General features: G+C 65.0%; 20 protein-coding genes and 1 tRNA gene. 13 read left to right on the forward strand and 8 right to left on the reverse strand.

All coding sequences use genetic code 11. The annotated features are described in order from the left end of the window. Positions 1 to 6 precede the first annotated feature (6 nt). Both iolE and Q358_RS0106270 read left to right on the forward strand, forming a co-directional pair. A complete protein-coding gene (gene iolE, locus Q358_RS0106265; protein ID WP_027961271.1) occupies positions 7 to 909 on the forward strand; it encodes a myo-inosose-2 dehydratase in 903 nt (300 codons plus the stop codon). Positions 910 to 945: 36 nt separating this feature from the next. After that, positions 946 to 2,448 (forward strand): CoA-acylating methylmalonate-semialdehyde dehydrogenase, encoded by a 1,503-nt coding sequence (locus Q358_RS0106270; RefSeq protein ID WP_027961272.1) that lies wholly within the window; start codon positions 946 to 948, stop codon positions 2,446 to 2,448. 369 nt (positions 2,449 to 2,817) lie between these two features. Here Q358_RS0106270 and Q358_RS18915 read toward each other — a convergent pair whose 3' ends face one another. Together Q358_RS18915 and Q358_RS0106280 are read right to left on the reverse strand one after the other, a co-directional pair. Next, positions 2,818 to 3,036, reverse strand: coding sequence for a hypothetical protein (locus tag Q358_RS18915; protein WP_027961273.1), 219 nt, complete (start codon positions 3,034 to 3,036; stop codon positions 2,818 to 2,820). Between the two features lie 304 nt (positions 3,037 to 3,340). Beyond that, positions 3,341 to 3,417: transfer RNA gene (locus tag Q358_RS0106280), tRNA-Arg, on the reverse strand. A gap of 134 nt (positions 3,418 to 3,551) precedes the next feature. Between Q358_RS0106280 and Q358_RS16700 the strand changes: the two genes are divergently transcribed. Together Q358_RS16700 and Q358_RS0106290 are read left to right on the forward strand one after the other, a co-directional pair. Then, the gene (locus Q358_RS16700; RefSeq protein ID WP_051530211.1) at positions 3,552 to 4,418 is read left to right on the forward strand and encodes a methyltransferase domain-containing protein; all 867 of its coding nucleotides are present in this window, start codon (positions 3,552 to 3,554) and stop codon (positions 4,416 to 4,418) included. Beyond that, the gene (locus Q358_RS0106290) at positions 4,415 to 5,446 is read left to right on the forward strand and encodes a methyltransferase (protein WP_027961274.1); all 1,032 of its coding nucleotides are present in this window, start codon (positions 4,415 to 4,417) and stop codon (positions 5,444 to 5,446) included. Before Q358_RS16700 ends, Q358_RS0106290 begins: the two co-directional genes overlap by 4 nt. Here Q358_RS0106290 and Q358_RS0106295 read toward each other — a convergent pair whose 3' ends face one another. From Q358_RS0106295 to greB, 3 genes are read right to left on the reverse strand one after another with little or no spacing between them, the layout of a single operon-like run. Further along, on the reverse strand, positions 5,447 to 5,701 hold the full coding sequence (locus tag Q358_RS0106295; protein ID WP_027961275.1) for a DUF2442 domain-containing protein: 255 nt from the start codon (positions 5,699 to 5,701) through the stop codon (positions 5,447 to 5,449). Further along, positions 5,670 to 5,927, reverse strand: a complete 258-nt coding sequence (locus Q358_RS0106300) for a DUF4160 domain-containing protein (protein ID WP_027961276.1) — start codon at positions 5,925 to 5,927, stop codon at positions 5,670 to 5,672. Before Q358_RS0106300 ends, Q358_RS0106295 begins: the two co-directional genes overlap by 32 nt. 10 nt (positions 5,928 to 5,937) lie before the next feature. Beyond that, positions 5,938 to 6,477 carry a transcription elongation factor GreB gene (greB, locus tag Q358_RS0106305; protein ID WP_084286462.1) on the reverse strand — a complete coding sequence of 180 codons (540 nt, stop codon included), beginning with the start codon at positions 6,475 to 6,477 and terminating at the stop codon, positions 5,938 to 5,940. Between the two features lie 154 nt (positions 6,478 to 6,631). Here greB and Q358_RS0106310 point away from each other — a divergent pair, with 154 nt between their 5' ends. From Q358_RS0106310 to Q358_RS0106335, 6 genes are all read left to right on the forward strand, one after another. After that, positions 6,632 to 7,279 (forward strand): tetratricopeptide repeat protein, encoded by a 648-nt coding sequence (locus Q358_RS0106310; protein ID WP_027961278.1) that lies wholly within the window; start codon positions 6,632 to 6,634, stop codon positions 7,277 to 7,279. A 107-nt stretch (positions 7,280 to 7,386) separates the two neighbouring features. Then, entirely contained in the window at positions 7,387 to 8,025 is a 639-nt protein-coding gene (locus Q358_RS0106315) for an NUDIX domain-containing protein (RefSeq protein ID WP_027961279.1), read from the forward strand. A 1-nt stretch (position 8,026) separates the two neighbouring features. Continuing rightward, positions 8,027 to 8,476 (forward strand): DUF1249 domain-containing protein, encoded by a 450-nt coding sequence (locus Q358_RS0106320; RefSeq protein WP_027961280.1) that lies wholly within the window; start codon positions 8,027 to 8,029, stop codon positions 8,474 to 8,476. 23 nt (positions 8,477 to 8,499) lie between these two features. Further along, on the forward strand, positions 8,500 to 9,246 hold the full coding sequence (locus Q358_RS0106325) for a phosphodiesterase (protein WP_043487756.1): 747 nt from the start codon (positions 8,500 to 8,502) through the stop codon (positions 9,244 to 9,246). A 108-nt stretch (positions 9,247 to 9,354) separates the two neighbouring features. After that, positions 9,355 to 10,485: an App1 family protein phosphatidate phosphatase gene (locus Q358_RS0106330; RefSeq protein ID WP_245598282.1), complete on the forward strand. Its 1,131-nt coding sequence runs from the start codon at positions 9,355 to 9,357 to the stop codon at positions 10,483 to 10,485. Positions 10,486 to 10,557: 72 nt separating this feature from the next. Beyond that, positions 10,558 to 11,232 carry a zinc metallopeptidase gene (locus tag Q358_RS0106335; protein WP_027961283.1) on the forward strand — a complete coding sequence of 225 codons (675 nt, stop codon included), beginning with the start codon at positions 10,558 to 10,560 and terminating at the stop codon, positions 11,230 to 11,232. 15 nt (positions 11,233 to 11,247) lie between these two features. Here the strand turns inward: Q358_RS0106335 and Q358_RS0106340 are convergent, their stop codons facing one another. The 3 genes from Q358_RS0106340 to cmoA form a co-directional block, all read right to left on the reverse strand. After that, on the reverse strand, positions 11,248 to 11,496 hold the full coding sequence (locus Q358_RS0106340; protein ID WP_027961284.1) for a GlsB/YeaQ/YmgE family stress response membrane protein: 249 nt from the start codon (positions 11,494 to 11,496) through the stop codon (positions 11,248 to 11,250). 94 nt (positions 11,497 to 11,590) lie between these two features. Beyond that, complete coding sequence (cmoB, locus tag Q358_RS0106345) at positions 11,591 to 12,583, reverse strand: tRNA 5-methoxyuridine(34)/uridine 5-oxyacetic acid(34) synthase CmoB (RefSeq protein ID WP_027961285.1); 993 nt, start codon at positions 12,581 to 12,583, stop codon at positions 11,591 to 11,593. Between the two features lie 3 nt (positions 12,584 to 12,586). Beyond that, positions 12,587 to 13,369: a carboxy-S-adenosyl-L-methionine synthase CmoA gene (gene cmoA / locus Q358_RS16705; RefSeq protein WP_051530212.1), complete on the reverse strand. Its 783-nt coding sequence runs from the start codon at positions 13,367 to 13,369 to the stop codon at positions 12,587 to 12,589. Positions 13,370 to 13,452: 83 nt separating this feature from the next. Between cmoA and pgi the strand changes: the two genes are divergently transcribed. The 3 genes from pgi to parE are packed head-to-tail and all read left to right on the forward strand — an operon-like array spanning position 13,453 to position 17,662. Beyond that, complete coding sequence (pgi, locus tag Q358_RS0106355) at positions 13,453 to 15,111, forward strand: glucose-6-phosphate isomerase (RefSeq protein WP_027961286.1); 1,659 nt, start codon at positions 13,453 to 13,455, stop codon at positions 15,109 to 15,111. 28 nt (positions 15,112 to 15,139) lie between these two features. Further along, a complete protein-coding gene (locus Q358_RS0106360) occupies positions 15,140 to 15,766 on the forward strand; it encodes a YqiA/YcfP family alpha/beta fold hydrolase (protein WP_027961287.1) in 627 nt (208 codons plus the stop codon). 15 nt (positions 15,767 to 15,781) lie between these two features. Further along, positions 15,782 to 17,662 carry a DNA topoisomerase IV subunit B gene (gene parE / locus Q358_RS0106365; protein ID WP_027961288.1) on the forward strand — a complete coding sequence of 627 codons (1,881 nt, stop codon included), beginning with the start codon at positions 15,782 to 15,784 and terminating at the stop codon, positions 17,660 to 17,662. The last annotated feature ends 13 nt before the right edge of the window (positions 17,663 to 17,675 follow it).

Raw genomic sequence — 17,675 nt, forward strand, 5'->3', positions numbered from 1 at the left:
TATTCCATGTCTACCGTACGCCTGGGGATCAACCCGCTGACCTGGACCAACGACGACATGCCGTCGCTGGGTGGTGATACCCCGTTGGATGTGTGTCTCTCTGAGGGCAAGCAGGCCGGCTTCTCCGGCTTCGAGCTGGGCAACAAGTTTCCCCGCACCCCCGAGGTGCTGGGGCCGATCCTCGACAAGCACGGGCTCTCGCTGGTTTCCGGCTGGTACAGCGGCGGGCTCTTGACCCGCAGCGCCGAGGAAGAAATCGAGGCGCTCAAGCCGCACCTGCATCTGCTCAAGTCGCTGGGCGCCACGGCGATGGTGTTCTGCGAGGTGACACACTGTATCCATGGACAGCGTGAGACACCGCTGTCCCACTCGCCCCGGATGAGCGAGGAGGAGTGGAAGACGCTGATTCCGCGCCTTAACCAGGTAGCCGACTACTGCCTGGATCAGGGCGTGCAGATTGCCTATCACCATCACCTGGGCACGGTGATCGAGACGCCCGAGGAGATCGAGCGTCTGATGGCCGAGACCAAGTCCTCCGTCGGCCTGCTGTTGGACTCGGGCCACCTGGTGGGCGCCGGAGGTGACCCGGTCGCTGTCCAGCAGCGCTACGCCGAGCGGATCATCCACGTGCACTGCAAGGACATCCGCAAGGAAGTGCTCGTTGATGTTCGTAACCGTGACCTCAGCTTCCTGGATGGTGTATTGAACGGCATGTTCACCGTGCCGGGCGACGGTCACATCGACTACGCCCCCCTGTTCAAGGGGCTGCGAGAGAGCGGCTACGGGGGCTGGATGGTAGTCGAGGCCGAGCAGGACCCCGAGGTGGCCCGTCCGCTGAGCTATGCGCGTCTGGGCTATCGAAACTTGAGCTCATTGGCCGAACAAGCCGGCTTCGACATTACCAACTGATACTTTCCTGACACTGAAACTAGAGGGTTTGAATTCATGAATCAGATTCATCACTTCCTGAATGGCCGCATCGTCCCGGGCCAGAGCGGCCGCACCGCACCCGTCTATGACCCGTCCACCGGCGAGCAGAGCGCCAAAGTGGCGCTGGCTTCCGTCGATGAGACCCGCGAGGCCGTCCGCATCGCCGATGACGCCTTCGCCGGCTGGTCGAAGATGACGCCGGTGCGCCGTGCACGCATCCTGTTCAACTTCAAGGCGCTTGTCGAAGAACATATCGACGAGCTGGCACGACTGATCTCCGCAGAGCACGGTAAGGTCTTCTCCGACGCCAAGGGCGAGGTAACCCGTGGCATGGAGGTGGTGGAGTTCGCCTGTGGTATCCCGCACCTGCAGAAGGGCGAGCACTCCATGAATGTCGGCACCGGGGTGGACAGCTACTCGATGATGCAGCCGCTGGGTGTCTGTGCCGGCATCTCGCCGTTCAACTTCCCGGCCATGGTGCCGATGTGGATGTTCCCCATTGCCTTGGCCTGCGGCAACACTTTCATCATGAAACCGTCCGAGAAGGACCCGTCCACGCCGCTGCGCCTGGCCGAGCTGCTTAAGGAAGCCGGCCTGCCCGACGGCGTCTTCAATGTGATCAATGGCGACAAGGAGTCGGTGGACGTGCTGCTCACCGACGAGCGGGTCGAGGCGGCCAGCTTCGTCGGCTCTACCCCCATTGCCGAGTACATTTACGCCACCAGTTCGGCTCACGGCAAGCGCGTCCAGGCGCTGGGCGGGGCCAAGAATCATATGGTGATCATGCCGGATGCCGACCTGGACCAGGCCGTCGACGCGTTGATGGGGGCCGCCTACGGCAGTGCCGGCGAGCGTTGCATGGCTATTTCCGTCGCCGTGCCGGTAGGCGAGGATACCGCCCAGCGCCTGCGCGACAAGTTGGTAGCCGAGCTCGACAAGCTGACCATCGGTCCCGGAGTGGTGAAGGGACCGGACAATGACATGGGCCCGCTGGTCACTCGCGAGCACCTGGAGAAGGTCAAGGGCTATATTCAGACCGGCGTGGACGAGGGTGCCGAGCTGGTCGTCGACGGACGCAACACCGCCATCGAGAATGCCGGAGAGGGCTTCTTCCTGGGTGGCTCGCTATTCGATCACGTCACGCCAGGGATGCGTATCCACAGTGAGGAGATATTCGGGCCTGTGCTGGCCATCGCGCGTGCCGACAGCTTCGATGAGGCCGTCGCCATGATCAACGATCACGAATTTGGCAACGGCACCGCCATCTTCACCCGCGACGGCGATGCCGCTCGCCAGTACTGTGAGCAGATACAGGTCGGCATGGTCGGCGTCAACGTGCCGATTCCGGTGCCCATGGCGTTTCACAGCTTCGGTGGCTGGAAGCGTTCACTGTTTGGTCCACTGCACATGCATGGACCAGATGGCGTGCGTTTCAATACCCGCATGAAGACCATTACCCAGCGCTGGCCTAGCGGCATCCGGGGGGAAACCAACCACTTCACCATGCCGACGCACTGAGCAAAAAACGACAACACCCCGGTATCGTGAAAATGAACTGCACCCCGAAAATTGGACACCTATTCCAACCTTCGGGGTGTTTCTATGGGCAATAGATACGACCATTGGTTCAAGCTGCTGGTGGCAAAGGAGTGTTTTCACGATGGCACCAGCTTAAGAGAAGTAGCCCGCCAGCATGGCCTAGACCACTCCTTGGTACGGACATCACGCGATTCAAGAGGATCACTCGCCATGGGTGAAACCTAAACTCGTGAGATCGACCTCTACAATTATTATAAATTACTGATATTAATGGTAATATAGCGAATATCGCCAATCACCCAAACAGAGCCATACCCAACAATTGTCACCTGGTCCACGACACTGCTGTCACTGGTCGAGGCACCGATCGCCGCCGAGACGACACACGTCTACCTGGACATCGACACCTTCGGCATGGACAGCAATGAGCAATTCCACAGCGAGATCAAGGCCGACCTCGACCTGGAGCGGTTGTCGTCGGGCAAGTTCGCCACCAACGATTTGATCCTGCATCTCGCCCAGCTTCGCCGTCGAGCAGGATATCGGACGCAGAACGGTGTTGAACACCCTGCGAAGCCGCCTGTGCTATCCCCGAGGAACGCCATGCTGATCGCCTGTCGGGCCAAGGCACCACGCAGAGGGCTGACGGTTATCCGCAGCCAGCATCACCATGTGCGATGGATGGCAATTAAAGGTGTGCCGAAAGGCATGGAACGAGATGCTTGCGCGGTCACTGCGCGGGTGTTGAGTCACGCTGAGGATTCAGCTCGAGCAGGGGTAGTGCTACCGAAACGAGGGGGTGGATGAGGGAGAGAAAGCAGAATGGGAGAGAAGTTGCGGGCAATATGTGAGGGTAACTTGTTGAAATGATTGGCGCCCCCATCAGGATTCGAACCTGAGACCTTCCCCTTAGGAGGGGGACGCTCTATCCAGCTGAGCTATGGGGGCAACACGCGGCGCATTATAGAGAAATGCGCCGCGGAGGGAAACCGTGGCACCGGCATCGGCGTGTTTGCCGGGAAGAATATGAGCGAGGGGTGGCTTGCGGGTAGAATGCCGGCATCTTCGATCAAGGTAGCCCGATGACCGACCCTTCGTCTCCACTCTCCGCCCATGGCGATCGCCACTTCGACGACCTGGCCGACAAGTTCGCCGCCAGCCTCTACGGCGGCATACGCGGCGAGCTGCGCCTGGCGCTGCTCGACCGCCTGCTGCCCGAGATGCTCGACCTTCGCGGCCAGCCGCTGCTCGACGTGGGGGGCGGACTGGGTCAGCTGGCCGCCTGGTTCGCCGAGCGGGGCCATCCGGTCACCCTGGCCGAGCCCTCCGGCGAGATGCTCGAGCGGGCCCGCGAGGTGCTCCTGGAAATATCAGCAGGGCGAGAGGTGAGCCTCCTCTCGGCCCCGCTGCAGGCCCTTCCCGAACAGGCCCCTGGGCCCTGGTCGCTGATTGCCTGCCATGCGGTGCTGGAGTGGCTGGGGGATCCGCGGGCGGCGCTGGCCATCCTGGCCGGCCTGCTGGCCCCGGGCGGGCAGCTCTCGTTGATGGTCTTCAACCGCGATGCTCTGCGCTTTTCCAACGTGGCCAAGGGCAACCTGCAGAAGGCCCTGGATGACCGCCTGGAGGGGAAGGGGCTGGGCAAGCGCCTGACGCCGATCTCGCCGCTGACCCACGCCCAGATCATGGCCTGGAGCGCCGAACTGGGCCTGGAAGTGCGCGGGGTGGCGGGAGTGCGCGTCTTCCACGATTATCTGCGCAGCCCGCCCCAGAGCGATGCCGAGCGCGAGCGGCTGTTCGAGCTCGAGTGGCAGTACTGTCGGGTCGACCCCCACTGGCGGCTGGGCCGCTATCTGCTCTATACCCTGGTGCGCCGCGACACCCCTATTTCATCCGTCTCTTCACCCGCCTCTTCTCCAACCTCTTTACAAAACCAGGAGCCCCTGCCATGAATGTCGAGACACCCCGTGCCGAGCATCCTGTCTGCCAGCTGCTGGAGCGCCAGGATGCCGACTATCGCGGCTGGTGGTGGATAGCGCCGCCCCGGGATGCCTGGCTGGAGGCGGGGCAGGGCGTGGCGGTCAGTGCCGATCTGACGGTGCGCGAGGCCTGGCGAGGCGCCGGCGGAAAGGCGCACTCGCCGTTTTTCCCCGAGCCTGCGGGCGCCGAGGCCACCCCGGCCGGGGCGGTACTGTTCTGGCCCAAGAGCCATGCCCTGGGCGAATGGTGGCTGCTGTGGCTATGCGCCACCCTGCCCGAGGGCACCCCCTTGCGGCTGGTGGGCGAGAACCAGGGGGGCATCAAGCGAGTGCTCAAGGTGCTGGCCGCCCTCGGCCTGGGCTGCCGCAAGCTCGACGGCGCCCGGCGCTGCTCGCTGTTCGAGACCCGCCTCGGCCGCGTGGGCATCGACTCGGCGGCGGCCTGGACCACCTTCGATGCCGGTCTGGCTGGCGAGCCCTTAACCCTCGCCAGCCACCCAGGGGTGTTCGGCCACGGCAAGCTGGATGATGGCACCCGGCTGCTGCTGGAGGCCCTGCCCGGCACCCTGCCGTTCGAGGGCCGCGAGCTGCTGGATATGGGCTGCGGCGACGGTATTCTTGCCGCCCGGCTGGCGCGCCAGGGGGCCCGGGTCAGTGCGGTGGATGTCAACGCCTTCGCGGTGGAGGCAACCCGGCGTAGCCTGGCGGCCAACGGGCTGGCCGGCGAGGTGTTGGAAAGCGATGTCTACTCGGCGCTGGCGGGGCGTCGGTTCGACGCCATCATCAGCAACCCGCCTTTCCATCAGGAGCGCGCCATCGATTACGGCCCCGCGGCCCGGCTGATCGGCGAGGCCCCGGATCATCTGCGGCCCGGTGGGGCGCTGATCATCGTAGCCAATGCCTTTTTGCCCTATCCGGATCGGCTCGAGCGCGCCTTCGGTCGCTTCGAGATTCTCGCCGACGACCGCCGCTACCGGGTCTATCGCGCCATCAAGCGCTGATCAGGCGACGTGATCGTGATGCTGCGTGATGTCGCCTCGGCCGGCGAGCAGCCCGGCGATGGAGATGTCCTCATCGAGGGCATCCCAGTGAAGTCCCTTGCCTGAGTAGCTGATGCGACAGGCGTCGCGTTCGTCGGGAGTGGCGTGCAGCAGGCGTGGAAACCAGGCTAGTGGGATGCCCAGCGTTCTGCCATCGTTGAGCTCGACCCACATGGTGTAGTCGTCAAAGCTGACGGTCTTGGCGGAAATGCTCATTCCAGGCCTCCTCGATATCACGACGATGCTCTTCCACCAGCTGCATAAGCTGTGAGAGCTGCTTCCGATTGTAGCCAGCGCTGCTGGCGATAGCGACCTGCGGTTCCAGCCAGATCTTGGCTTCTCCATCTCCGCTTTCTGCATGAACATGGATAGGCTCGAGTGGGTTGCCTTCGTTGGAGTAGAAGAAGAACCTTATACCCTTGTAGCGGAAGATGACCGGCATGGTGGCACTCCTATGCCTGTGGGTCGCGGTAGTCGATCTCGGTAATGATATAGGTGGTCTCGCCGCCGGGGGCGGCCACGGTGACTTCCTCGTCCAGGGGCTTGCCGAGCAGCGCCCTGGCCAGCGGTGAGTCGACGCTGATCCAGTGCCGGTCCGGAGCGATCTCGTCGTGGCCGACGATGCGGATGCGCATCTCCTCGCCTTGTTCGTCCTCCAGGGTCACGAAGGCGCCGAAGTAGACCTTGCCGGTATCCGCCGGCAGGCGGTCCACCACCGTCAGCTCGTCGAGCCGCTTGGTCAGGTAGCGGATGCGCGCGATGACGCGGTTGAGCTCCTTCTTGTTATAGGTGTAATCGGCGTTCTCCGAGCGGTCGCCCAGGGCCGCCGCCTCGCCTACCTTGGTGGAGAGGGCGGGGCGCTTGACCCGTGCGAGATGGTCGAGGATGCCGCGCAGCCGCTCGGCGCCCTCGGCGGTGATCAGGTGGCTCTTGGGCTCCTGGCGCGGGTCCTTGGCCGGATCGCGCCAGCGGGTCATGTTACGGCCTTTCATCTTGGCACCTCGTGCTGCTGGGCTTTTACGGTATCTGGCGGGAACATACGCCAAGCGAGCGGTGTTGGCCAAAACGGATGCGACTGGCGGATCATTCAAACGTTCGTTACATTCGGGGTGGGATCACAATACCAACACCCGAAGGAGAGCCGAGATGATACGACGTCGACTGCTGACAAGCGCCATGGGGCTGGGCATCAGCCTGGGCCTGAGCGTGCTTCCCCTGGCCGCGGCACAGGCCTGGGAAGCGAGCGTGGAGGGCATGAAGAACCACTGGGAGCGGGTGGTGACCGAGCAGCCGGAAGGCGAGCGCGGCGCTGGGCTCAAGGCCCTGGCCGGCCAGGCCGAGCGGCTGGTGGAGGCGCATCCCGATGCGGCGGTGCCGCTGGTATGGCAGGGCATCATCGAGGCCTCCTGGGCGCGCGAGCGCGGTAGCCTCGGCGCGCTCTCCAGTGCCAAGAGTGCGCGCACCGCCCTGGAGCGGGCGGTGGAGATTGACCCCCGGGGGCACAACGGTTCTGCCTACGTGACCCTGGGCGCTCTCTACGACCGCGTGCCCGGCGGCCTGATAGGCTTCGGCGACAGCGAGACCGCCGAGCGCATGTTCCAGCAGGCGCTGTCGATTCGTCCCGACGGCATCGACGTCAACTTCTACTATGCTGCCTTCCTGAAGGAGGAAGATCGCCTGGATGAGGCCCGCGAGCACGCCCGGCGCGCCGTGGACGGACAGGTTCGGCCGGAACGCAAGGCATCCGACGAAGCGCTGCGTGGCGAGGCCCGCGAGCTGCTGGTCAGCCTCTAGGCTGGGGCTCTCAAACCCTGCGTGCTCGCCCAGGGGTGTGGCGTTCGAGGTTGGCATCGCCGGTGGTGATCACGATAATGGAGCCTTTCCTGTGACCGGAGAGTGCCATGCGTGACCCATGCGAGACCCCGGACCCGACTGCGGCACCCTTCACCCGTGATGACGTGGAGCTGCAGGAGCGTCGCTGTCTCTATCAGGGGTTCTTCCGCCTGGAGGCCCTGCATCTGCGTCACCGCCTGTTCGAGGGGGGCTGGAGCCAGCCCATGGTGCGCGAGGTTCACCAACGCCATGATGCGGTAGGGGTGTTGCTGTATGACCCCGAGCGCGATGCCGTGGTGCTGGTGGAGCAGTTCCGCGCCGGCGCCCTGGGCGACCCCGAATCCCCCTGGAAATTGGAGGTGGTGGCCGGCCTGGTGGAGTCCGGCGAGAGCGTTGCCGAGGTGGCGCGTCGTGAAAGCCAGGAAGAGGCGGGCTGCGAGGTGGGCGAGCTGCTCGAGCTGCACACCTATTACCCCAGCCCGGGCGCCTGCAACGAGCGGGTGACGCTGCTCTGCGGCCTGGTCGACAGCCGTGACATCGGCGGGGTGCATGGCCTGGACGAGGAACACGAGGACATTCGCGTGCATGTGATGTCGTTTGCGCGGGCCTGGGAACTCCTGCAGGCTGGTCGACTCGATAATGCCATGTGCCTGATTGCCTTCCACTGGCTGGCGGGCGAGCGGGCCTCATTGCGGGCAAGGAGATAGCGTGTCGACGAGAAACGCCTATGTGACCGACCTGAAGAGCCTGCAGGGCGAATGCAGCGCCAATTATCTGCGACTCGTCCGCCTGATGAGCGAGCTGGAGCCGGGGGAGACCCGTGAGGTGGAGCTGATCAGCAATGGACGCCGCGTGGGTGAGCTGTGTCTCAAGCTGCAGGAGCGCGCGCCCTATACCAGTATCATCCGGGTCTCGCAGCGTGGCATTCTCGATGAGTACCTCGAGACTCCCCGCATGCGCGTGCACCTCTATCACGATGTCCGCATGGCCGAGGTCACCGATTTCCAGCGCCAGCGCCACTTTCACGGCCGCTATCGTTATCCCAACGCCCAGATGCACCAGCCTGACGAGAAGCTGCAGCTCAACCGTTTCCTCGGCGAGTGGCTGGAGCACGGCCTGGCCCACGGCCACTCCCTCGACCTGCCCGAGCTGCGTTAAGCGGCTTATCCCCGGAGCCCGCCATGCCCCGCCTGGTTCAGATCAGCGACTGCCATCTGTATGCCGACCCTGACGCCCGCGGCAGGCGCGGGGTGCCACTACGCCAGTTCGAGGCGGTGGTGGAAGCCGTCAACCGGGAGTGCCCGGACCTGGTGCTGGTTACCGGGGATATCAGCAACGATGACAGCGCCGCCTCCTATGCCCTGGCCGGGCGCACCCTGGATACCCTCGATGCCCCCTGGGAGTGGCTGCCCGGCAACCACGATGTACTCGAGCCCATGGCCGCCGTTCGCCCCCTGGCCACCGAGCTGACCCTGGGCGCCTGGCGCCTCCTGCTGCTCGACACTCATGTGCCCGGCAAGCCCCATGGGGAACTCGGTGATGAGGCCCTGGAGGCGCTGGCCGGGCGCCTCGCCGCCGATGCGTCGCGGCCGGTGTTGATCGCCATGCACCATCCACCCCTGGCGGTAGGGTCCACCTGGCTGGATGCCATCGGCCTGCGGCGTGCCGAGGCGTTCTGGCGGACTCTGGCGCCGTATTCCCGGGCTCGGGCGATACTCTGCGGCCATATCCACCAGGCCTTCGTCGGGCGCCAGGCGCTGGAGGAGGGTGAGGTCAGGGTCTACGGCTGCCCCTCCACCGTCGACCCCTTCTTGCCGGGCAGTGAAGACTTTGCCGTCGACCCGGTGGCTCGACCCGGGTATCGCGTCGTCGATCTGGATGGCGACGCCTTGACGACGCGGGTAGAGCGGGTCGATTTCTCTGCTTAAGTTATCAACATGCGGCCGAGAGGAGCATTACTCGCGGCTGGGGGCCTGGGTTCGGGTGATCCTGGACGGTAAGGAAAGTCGACAAGTTGCAAGGAGCCTCTGCGCCTCATGAAATCCCCCATTGTGCCCGTTCGGCACGTTCTGGACTTTATCAAGCGGCTGGTGCGTACCGTCGCCAGTCCCATGAAGCGTGACCATGGGCGTGGTGGCGTGATGGTCCAGCCGTATCGAGGATACGGCTCCCGCAAGCAGGTCTTTCTGATGGGCCGCGTGTTCCGTCAGGCACGCCTCGGCCGGATGATCCCCCGCCACGGCATGCTGCGCGACACCGCCGATGTCGTGCGGCGAATCGCTCGCCGCGGCTACACCGATGCTCAAGTGGAGATACGCCTCGGCGACAATACCGTCACTGTCACCACGGACAGGGATGGCTATTTCGATGCCCAGCTGCCCATCATCCATCCGCTGCCCGGAGAGAGAGCCTGGCACCGAGCGGGCCTTGTGGTCACGGCAGGCGGCGAGCCCCCCGTCCAGGCTGGCGTCGATGTCTTCGTGGCCTTGCCCGAGACGGACCTGATGGTGATCAGTGATATCGATGACACGGTCATGTTCACCGGGGTCGCCGACAAGCTGCGCATGCTGTATCGACTGTTCGTCGAAAAGCCTCATCGGCGCACCGCCTTTCCCGGCGCCGCCTCGCTTTATCAGGCGCTGCATCGTGGTGCGGATGGCCAAGCCCAGCGCCCCATCATCTATGTATCACGCGGCCCCTGGGCGATATACGAGGTCCTGGAGACCTTCTTCCAGCTCAACCATATTCCCGTGGGACCGATCCTGTTCATGCGCGAGTGGGGCATTTCCCTGCGTCGTCCCTGGCCGCGTCGCGCCGAGGATCACAAGCGTGAGCTGATTACTCGCATGCTGGCACTGTTCGAGGAGATGCCCTGTATCCTGATCGGCGATAGTGGTCAGCACGACCCCGAGATCTATACCCAGATCGTCGAAGCCCATCCCGACCGTATCGAGGCAATATATATTCGCCGCGTGGATGACAAGCCGGGCCGCGAACGTGCCATTCAGCGGCTTCGCGACCAGCTCCGTCATACACGCTGTGAGCTGGTGCTGGCCCCCGACAGCACCCTGATGGCGGAGCATGCGCATGCCAATGGCTATATCTCTTGCTACGGCGTGGAGGCCGTGCGTCGGGATATCGCCGACAGCGAAGGCGATCCGGCGTGACCGGCCTCCTGATGAAGCGCCCCTCCTGATACCCTGAATGTCTCTATCGCCAGTTTGCCTCGGGTGCCCGTGATGATTGTCTTGGTGATCGTTCTGCTGTTGGCTATCTTCCTGCTGCCCAATGTCTGGGCCCAGTGGGTGCTCAAGCGCCATGCGCGCGGTCGAGATGATTACCCCGGCAGCGGAGCAGAGCTGGCCGAACACCTGCTGCGCCGTCTCGGCATCGAAGGCGTACGGGTGGAGGCGACCGAGCGGGGAGATCACTACGACCCCGAGGCGCGCTGCGTGCGGCTCTCCCCGGAGGTGTACCAGGGGCGCTCGCTGACGGCGGTGACGGTGGCGGCCCATGAGGTGGGCCATGCCATTCAGCATCATCGGGGATATGCGCCGCTGCTGGCGCGTTCGCGGCTGGTGGCGGTGGCCCAGAAGGCCGAAAAGCTGGGAGCCCTGCTGATGATGGCCGCTCCCTTCCTGTTCGTGCTGACCCGGCTGCCCGGCGGGCTTGTCATCGTGGTGGCCGCGGCGGTGATCAGCTTCGGCACCGCCGCACTGGTGCATCTGGTGACCCTGCCGGTGGAATTCGATGCCAGCTTTCAGCGTGCCCTGCCGCTGCTCAAGGAATACATCCCGCCCGGGGACATGGCCGGGGCCCGCCATGTGCTGACCGCCTGCGCCTTCACCTATGTGGCGGCGTCGCTGTCGAGCATTCTCAATCTGGGGCGCTGGCTGGTCATCCTCAGACGTTAAAGGCTGGCCCCGCCATCACTTTCTGATCATGCGGTAGGCGCCGAGCAGGACGATGGCACCGAGGATGGCGGTGATAAAGCTGCCCAGGCTGAAGTCACCCATGGAGCCCATGCCGACCATCGAACCCAGCCAGCCGCCTACAAAGGCACCGCCGATACCGATCAGGATGGTGACGATGATGCCACCGGGATCCCTGCCGGGCATGATCCACTTGGCCAGTACACCGGCGATCAGGCCGAACAGAATCCATGCGAGTATGCCCATGTTGCTCTCCTTGCTTGCGGGTAGTGGAGCTTGCAGTCTGGCATACCTTGTTATCTGATCCCAAGGTCTTCGGGTAGCTTGCTCCCTCCCGGTATTATGTTCCCCGGTTGGCGATGATCACCGCGCGACGCGGGGCGGGGTAGCCCTCGCGGGTCCGGGTGGGGTCCTCGGGGTCTAGAAAGTCGGCCAGGGATTGAAAGGTCATCCAGTCGGTGGCGCGCTGCTCGTCGGTGATGGTAACGGCCTCGTCCACCACGCGCACGTTCTCGAAGCCCCAGCGCTCGAGCCAGTGACAGAGGGCGGTGGAGGAGGGCAGGAAGTAGACATTGGGCATGGCGGCGTAGCGCTCGCCGGGGAGCAGCACCGTGGTCGCGTCACCCTCGACGACCAGCGTCTCCAGCACCAGCTCGCCACCGGGCCGGAGCGTCTCCTTGAGCTGCTGCAGGTGTTCCAGCGGGGAAGGGCGGTGATAGAGCACGCCCATGGAGAACACCGTATCGAAGAAGCCGAGACCCGCGGGGACCTCCTCGATGCCGACCGGCAGGAAGTGGGTGCGATGTTCATCGGCGTCGCCGACGAAGTGGCGGACTGCCTGGAACTGCCAGAAGAAGCGCGGTGAGGGGTCGATCACCAGCACGAAGTCGGCCCCCGCGCCGGCCATTCGCCAGCCGTGGTAGCCGCTGCCGCCGCCCACATCAAGGATGCGTCGGCCGGAAAGCGGCGCCAGATGAGGGGCGACGCGCTGCCATTTCCAGTCGGAGCGCCACTCGGTATCGATATGGATGCCGCCCAACGAGAAGGGGCCCTTGCGCCAGGGTGCGAGCTGTTTCAGCAGGTTCTCGCACTGGCGGCGACGACTCGCGTCGAGCGCGAGGTCGACGCTGACAGTATCGGCATTCAGCTGCACCCGGCGCTCGTCGGGCAGTGCCGGCAGCTTGGCCACCGCCTTCTCCCAGGCGGGGAGGTCGCCGAAGCGCTTGCGGTCGAGCCCGGCGGCGAGCTGTTCGGGCAGTTGGGCCAGCCAGGTGTCGAGGCCCTGGTCGATGAAGGCTCGATAGAGGTCGCGGTGCTCGGCGGCGATCGGCATGGTTCAGGCCTCCAGTGGCGTCGGCGTGGCGGCGTCCTTGAAGGCCTCGTTCTTGAAGGCCACCAGAGAGGCGAAGTTGAGCAGCTGGAACCAGGTATGGGTGCGCGGGAAACCGGCCCGGGCCAGGCGGGCGTGATGCTCGGCCAGGGTATCGGGTACCAGCACATTCTCCAGCGCCGTGCGCTTCTGGCTGATTTCCAGGTCGCTGTAGCCGTTGGCGCGCTTGAAGTCGTGATAACGCTCGACCAGCCAGGCATTCTCCTGCTCGTCCTCGGCGCGAATCTTCTCCGAAAGCACCAGCACGCCGCCGGGTTCCAGGGCGGCAAACAGGCGTGCCACCAGGGCGTCGCGGTCCTCGGGCGGCAGGAACTGCAGGGTGAAATTGAGCACGATCATGCCCGCCGGCTGATACTCCAGGTGGCGAATATCGCCTTCGAGCACCGTCATGGCATGGTCGGGACACTCGGCGGCCAGCGTCTCCCGGGCGCGGGTGGCCATGGCCGGCGAGAGGTCGATGCCGGTGTAGCAGAAGGCATCCGGGGCGAGCTGGCCGGCCAGGGCCAGGCCGCCGGCGCCCAGCGAGCAGCCCAGGTCATAGACCCGGGCGCCGTGGCGCAGGTGACGCTGGGCAATCAGCCCCAGCATGCCGAGTATCTGTCCGTAGCCCGGCACCGAGCGTCGGATCATATCGGGAAAACAGGCGACGACCCGCTCGTCGAAAGAGAAGCGGGCCACCCGGTCGAGGGGTGTCGAAAAGATCGCGTCACGGTAAGATGCGTTACTCATGATCGGGCCAGATAGACGGGAACGGCCGCCATTCTACGCGTGCCGCCTCGCCCTCGCACCCGCCGCTTTCAAGGAGTAGAAAGATGAACAACGAGAGCGCCGCCTGGCGTGAGCTCGAGGCGCATGCCGAAGAAGTGGGCAAACGCCACCTGCGCGAGCTGTTTGCCGCGGAACCCGAGCGTCAGCCCGACTTCACCCGCCACGCCGCGGGCCTCACCCTGGACCTCTCCAAGCAACGCTGGTCCGCCGAGACCCTCCGGCGCCTGCTGGCATTGGCCGAGCAGGCCGAGGTGCCTGGCGCGATCGAGCGCCTGCTGGCCGGTGAGCGAGTCAACATCAGCGAGGATCGTCCGGCACTGCACACGGCGCTACGCCTGCCTGCCGATGCCTCCCTGGTGGTGGAGGGGGAGGACCTGGTGCCCTCGGTTCATCATACCCTGGCGCGCATGGCTGATATGGTGGAGCAGTTCCATGCCGGCCAGTGGCGAGGCGCCACGGGCAAGCCGATCCGCGATGTGGTCAATCTGGGGGTCGGTGGCTCGGACCTCGGCCCCCTGATGGTGACCCATGCCCTGGCCGACTATCGCCCCAAGGGCGTGCATGCCATCGAGGTTCACTTCGCCTCGACCATGGACGGCTCCCAGCTGGTCGATTACCTGCGGCGGTTGAACCCCGAGACCACGCTGTTCGTGCTGTCGTCCAAGTCATTTACCACCATCGATACGCTCTCCAATGCCAACACCGCCCGTGACTGGTTGATTAGTCGCCTGAGAGACAGTGATGGCGTCGATGGCGAACTGGTCATGCGACAGCACTTTATCGGCGTCTCGGCCAGCGCCGAGAAGATGAGCGAGTGGGGCATTGCCGAGGCGCACCAGCTGGAGTTCTGGGAGTGGGTGGGCGGGCGCTATTCGCTATGGGGAGCCATCGGCCTGCCCATCGCCCTGGTGACCGGCATGCCGAACTTCCGGGCGCTGCTGGCCGGCGCTCATGCCATGGACCGCCATTTTCGCGAGGCGCCCCTGGCCGACAACCTGCCGGTGCTGCTGGCCCTGGCGGGCATCTGGAACGTCAACTTCCTGGATATACGGGCCCACTCCATCCTGCCTTATGACGGACGGCTGGAGTATTTCGCTGCCTACCTCGAGCAGCTGGAGATGGAGTCCAACGGCAAGTCGGTGACCCACGATGGCCGCGAGGTGAGCTACGCCACCTGCCCGGTACTGTGGGGCCAACTCGGCCCCAATGCCCAGCATGCCTTCTACCAGCTGCTTCACCAGGGCACTCAGGCGGTGGAGTGTGACTTCATTGCCCCGCTGCGGCGCTACGATGGCGTCGAGGATGACGCCACCCGAGCCCATCTCAAGGGTCAGCATCGCCTGACGCTGGCCAACTGCTTCGCCCAGTCCCGCGTGCTGATGCTGGGGGATGACGCCATCGCCGACGATGGCCCACGCCCCGGTCACAAGCGCTATCGCGGCAACCAGCCCTCCAGCACCCTGCTGCTCGACGAGCTGACGCCGACCACCCTGGGGGCGCTGATTGCGCTTTATGAGCACAAGGTGTTCGTCCAGGCCACGATCTGGGGGATCAACCCCTTCGACCAGTGGGGGGTCGAGCTGGGCAAGAAGATCGCTGGCGAGACCCAGCGTATCCTCGAGAGTCGCGAGGGGCTCGCGACCATGGATGCCTCCACCCGCGCCTTGATCGAGGCGGCCTGGGCGGCGGAGGCATCCTCGTGAGGCTGGCTACCCATACAGGTGTTGCGGTATGCTGAGCGGACCAAATCGGCCGGTACCCGCGACCGGGGTGCTCTATCTGCATGGCTTCAACAGCGGCGCCGCCTCGCCCAAGGGAGTGGCGATGCGTCGCGCCTGCGAGGCCGTGGGATTGCCCTGTATCACGCCCCAGCTGCCCCATCATCCGTGTGAGGCGCTGACGCTGGCCGAGGCGTGCCTGGCCGAACTGGGGGAGCGCCCGCTGGTGGCGGGAAGCTCCATGGGCGGCTTTCTTGCCACCTGCCTGGCCGAGCGACTTGAGCTTGCCGGGGTACTGATCAACCCGGCGGTGCGCCCGGCGGATCTGGTGGCCGACTGGGTGGGCGAGCACTTCGTCAATGACCATACCGGCGAGCGCTTCACGGTCAGCGAGCAGCATCTGGCCGAGTTGGAGGCGCTGACGCCCGAGTCGGTGACCCCCGAACGCTACCTGCTGCTGCTGGGCACCGCCGACGAGGTGCTCGCCCCGGCCGATACCTGCTCGCTCTATCGCGGGGCAAGGATGCTGCTGCACCCCGGGGCCGACCACGCCTTTACGGTACTCGCCCGGCACCTGCCGGCGGTGCTGGCCCACGCTGGCCATGCCCTGCCGGCGGACGACCAGGCCAGCCAACACTAAGGAACCGGACGACTCATGACGCAATACAGTGCCAGCTCGATCGAGGTGCTTTCCGGCCTGGAGCCGGTGCGCAAGCGCCCGGGCATGTACACCGACACCAGCCGTCCCAACCACCTTATCCAGGAGGTGGTCGACAACAGCGTCGACGAGGCGCTGGCCGGTCACGCCAGCCGCGTCGTCGTGCGCCTGTTCGAGGACGGCGGCATCGAGGTCTTCGACGACGGCCGGGGCATGCCCATCGATATCCACCCCGAACATGGTGTCTCGGGGGTGGAGCTGATCCTCACCCGGCTGCATGCCGGGGGCAAGTTCTCCAATAGCAGCTATCAGTTCTCCGGCGGCCTTCACGGGGTCGGAGTGTCGGTGGTCAATGCCCTGTCCCGGCGCCTGGAGGTAGAGGTGTTGCGCGGTGGCAGCCGTCATGCCATCGCCTTCGAGCATGGTGAGCCGGTCTCCGGGCTTGCGGTGATCGGCAGCGTGGGCAAGCGCAACACCGGAACGGTGCTGCGCTTCTGGCCCGAAACGAGCTACTTCGACAGCCCGCACCTGGCCCTCGCTCGTCTCAGGCACCTGCTGCGTGCCAAGGCGGTGCTCTGCCCGGGGCTCGAGGTGAGCCTGGTGGAGCCCGATGGCACCGAGAGCACATGGCAATATGCGGATGGTCTTCGCGACTATCTGGCCCAGGCGACCGACGGCTTCGAGGTGTTGCCCGCCTCGCCCTTTATCGGCCACTTCGCCGATGACGAGCATGGCGTGGACTGGGCGATCCAGTGGCTGCCCGAAGGGGGAGAGCCGCTGATGGAGAGCTACGTCAACCTGATACCCACGACCCAGGGAGGCACCCACATCAACGGCCTGCGCGCCGGTCTGCTCGAGGCGCTGCGTGAATTCTGCGAGTATCGGAGCCTGCTGCCGCGAGGCGTGAAGCTAAGCGCAGAGGACCTCTGGGAGCGCGTCTCCTATGTGCTCTCGGTCAAGATGCTCGACCCACAGTTTGCCGGCCAGACCAAGGAGAGGCTCTCCTCGCGGACCGTGGCGGGATTCGTCTCCGGCGTGGTCAAGGATGCCTTCTCGCTGTGGCTCAACCAGCATGTGGGCCAGGCCGAGGCGCTGGCCGAACTGGTGATCAGTGCCGCCCAGCGTCGCCAGAAGAGCTCCAGGAAGGTGGCGCGCAAGAAGGTGGCATCGGGTCCGGCGCTGCCCGGCAAGCTGGCCGACTGCTCCGGCCAGGACCCCGCCGCCAGCGAGCTGTTCCTGGTGGAGGGTGACTCCGCCGGCGGCAGCGCCAAGCAGGCGCGTAACCGCGAGACACAGGCGATCCTGCCGCTGCGTGGCAAGATACTGAATACCTGGGAGGTGGAATCCCACGATATCTATGGCTCCCAGGAGGTCCACGATATCGCCGTGGCCGTGGGCATGGACCCCGGCAGCGACAACCTTGCCAAGCTTCGCTACCACAAGATCTGCATTCTTGCCGATGCCGACTCCGACGGCCTGCATATTGCCACCCTGCTGTGTGCGCTGTTCGTGCGTCACTTCCCGGCGCTGGTCGACGCCGGCCATGTCTTCGTGGCCATGCCGCCGCTCTACCGCATCGACCTCGGCAAGGAGGTCTTCTACGCCCTGGACGAGAGCGAAAAGGCGGCGATCCTGCGCAAGCTGGAGGGCAAGCGGGGCACCGTGAACGTCCAGCGCTTCAAGGGCCTGGGCGAGATGAGTCCGCTGCAGCTGCGCGAGACCACCATGGCCACGGAAACACGCCGCCTGGTGCAGCTCACCCGCGAGGTCGACGACGGCACCATGGAGATGATGGACATGCTGCTGGCCAAGAAGCGCGCCGCCGATCGCAAGAGCTGGCTCGAGGACTATGGCAATCTGGCGGATATCGAGGTATGACCCGGCTTGAGCT

The sequence above is a fragment of the Halomonas halodenitrificans DSM 735 genome (assembly GCF_000620045.1).
GTDB classification, from domain to species: domain Bacteria; phylum Pseudomonadota; class Gammaproteobacteria; order Pseudomonadales; family Halomonadaceae; genus Halomonas; species Halomonas halodenitrificans.